A 2,797-nucleotide genomic window follows, 5' to 3' on the forward strand; every position below is an offset into this window, starting at 1 on the left:
CGCGCGGGAAGAACCGCAGCAGGAACGGCACGATCTTGATGCCGAGCCCCGGCAACACCACCGTCTTGTTGTTCATCAGGCCATGATAGGCCTGCCGCGCCACTTCGGCCGGCGGGACGTTGAGAATGGCGGAGTCCGCACCCAGTTCGAAACCGGCGCGCGCCTGGAACTCAGTCATCACCGGGCCGGGACACACCGCGGTGACCCGCACGCCTTTCTTGCCGAGCTCGTGGTGCAGCGCCTCGGTCAGCGACAGCACATACGCCTTGGACGCGTAGTACACCGCCATGCCGGGGCCGGGCAGGAAGCTGGCGATCGACGCGATGTTGAGAATGCCGCCCCGCAGCCGCGCGATGCTGTCGGCGAAACGCAGCGACAAATCCGTGAGGGCACGCACATTGAGATCGACGATGCCGAGCTGATCCTCACGATCGAGGTCGGCGGCGCAACCGAAGAGGCCGTAGCCGGCGTTGTTGACCAGGTACTCGACCTCGACACCGGCAGCGGCGAGCGCCGCTTCGATGCGGCTTGGCGCGTCGCGCTCGGCGAGGTCACAATTGATGATGATCGGCTCGGCGGCCCCTTTGGCCTTGAGCTCGGCGGCGAGCGTCTCGAGGCGGTCGACGCGGCGCGCCACCAGGGCGACCCGATGAGAATTCGCCGCGAAGATACGCGCCAGCTCGGCGCCAATCCCGGCCGATGCACCCGTAATCAAGGTCACGCGTTCAGTCACGGTCGAAACTCTTGCAAATCCAAAGTCGGGCCGACGGCCAGTAAGCCTTAAAGGCCTTATGCGGGAAGTACGAAGCGTGCAAGACCGTACGCCGCGGAAAAGCTGGTTTTCGCCCGCCACGGCTGGTCAACACCAATAAATCGCTGATTTGTCAGGACTAGGTAATTGGTTAAAGAATCTTAACCCGACCTATTCGGCTGCGTCCGCAGTCGGCTCCTGGGCTGCGGCGACCTGCCGCCGCAGATTGACGCGGTCGCGGGTCGAGACCGCCAGAAGATCGGCGGCACGCCACACCACATTCTCCTCGAACTCGGTAACGGCACCGTCGGCGAACACCAGCTCCCACATCATCTCGATGATTTTCAGCCGGCCCTGCTCGTTGACCGAGCGCATGATCACGCTGGTGAAGTGATAGAGATCGACCGCCTCGCCTTCGATCAGCGTCGCGTTGGCGATCAGCCGGTCCGCGGCGGTGGGATCCAGGCCGAACCGGGTTTCGAGCAGCTGATGCAGCTTGCGCTTTTCGACCTCCGACGGGTCGCCGTCGATCGAAATCACATGAATGAACAACGCCGTAGCAGCCAGCCGATAGCCGCCGTCATCGAGCGTCATCTCGGCCGGCGCGCTGGGGGCGACGACGTCGGAAATGAACTGGCGCAGTTTCTCGAGCATGCGGTTCGTCTCTCGCGCGGTACGATGTAAAGGATTAGGCCCAGCCGCATATGGCGACGCGGGCCAACGTCCGCAATCCGTCCCGGGTTCCACGCCGCCGGATGACGTTTCGGCAATGTCGGCTTGGTTGCCGCGGCGTTAGCACCGCTAAGTTGTATTACGGAATCTCGTACACCAGAAGCGTATTGGTGATGCCGCGTAGTGCCGCCTGCTTTTCGATCGGACTGATCCCCTCACCCTGCAGGATATGGCTGACCGCGTCGGCAGCGATCACCGTGCCAGTGGCGTGGATCGCCTCCGTGGTCGCCAGCGCCTGGACCCGCGCGGCGATGTTGACGGTCTGGCCGAAATAATCCTGCCGTTCGTTGAGCATCACAGCGAGGCACGGCCCTTCGTGGATGCCGATCTTCAACATCAGGTCGCCGGTGCCGCGCTCGTCGTTGAGACGCTGCATCGCCTTGCGCATCTTCAGCGAGGCGGCAATAGCGTGTTCGGGGCGGATGAAAGTCGCCATCACGGCGTCGCCGATGGTCTTCACCACCGCGCCCTTCTCGGCCGCGATGATCTCCAGCAGCGCTCGGAAATGCGCCCGCACCAGATCGAACGCCGCGACGTCGCCGACGCGCTGATACAAGGCGGTCGAGCCCTTGAGATCGGTGAACAGGAACGTCAGCGACGTGATCTTCAGCCGCTGGTCGGGCGCGAGGTTGTCGCCCTTGAAGACATCGCGGAACGTCTGATTGGTCAGCATCCGCTTGGCGGTGACGATCGGCTTACGCTTGCCGAGCAGCTCGTGCAGCGCATCGGCGGCGATCCACACGGTGGGCAGCACGCGGCGATCGGTGTTGTTGGTGAGCGTCAGCCGCAGCGGACCGGGCTGCATCGTGGTGATCGGGGCCAGCGGATGCACGCGCTCGAAGCTCAGCGCGAGTGACCGTGTCTCCTCGGTCGGTTCACCGGCAACATCGATGAACTGCGCCGAGTGACTGACTGGTTCGAACACGATGATGAACTCGGCCGGCAGGCTGAGCGACAGTTCGCGGGTTTGGCCGGGCTCGAGTTCGGCGGCCGCGAGTGTGTCGTGATGGACCAGGCGAGACAGCACGGATTCGTCGATTTCGATTCCCGAACTCCAGAAGACCTGCCGCGCGTAGTCCCACAGCGGCAGATGATCGGGATCGTGCGCCTGGATCTTGCGAATGGTCGGATTGACCGTAAAGGCAGCTTCGACCTGATCGTCGATCGAGGCCTCGTAGCCCTTGGCGCACAGCGCGCAATTGTAGTCGTCGTGCCGTAGCGCCTTGAGCGACGGATGCGTATCGAGCACGCCGCTGCAGCCGGGGCACAGCACGTTCCCAATGAAATCGAAACGGCCGAGCTGCGAAGCGTGCA

3 protein-coding genes are annotated in these 2,797 nt (G+C 63.6%); all 3 read right to left on the reverse strand.

Annotation, left to right across the window (positions count from 1 at the left end; translation table 11 throughout):
- Window positions 1-733: SDR family oxidoreductase (locus I5M_RS25145; protein ID WP_040771891.1), on the reverse strand; the 733-nt coding region annotated here is incomplete at its 3' end.
- A gap of 189 nt (window positions 734-922) precedes the next feature.
- Entirely contained in the window at window positions 923-1,405 is a 483-nt protein-coding gene (locus I5M_RS25150; RefSeq protein WP_022723924.1) for a TerB family tellurite resistance protein, read from the reverse strand.
- Between the two features lie 157 nt (window positions 1,406-1,562).
- On the reverse strand, window positions 1,563-2,797 hold a 1,235-nt coding region (locus tag I5M_RS25155), incomplete at its 5' end, for an adenylate/guanylate cyclase domain-containing protein (protein WP_022723925.1).

Source organism: Rhodopseudomonas sp. B29 (assembly GCF_000333455.1).
Lineage (GTDB): Bacteria > Pseudomonadota > Alphaproteobacteria > Rhizobiales > Xanthobacteraceae > Rhodopseudomonas.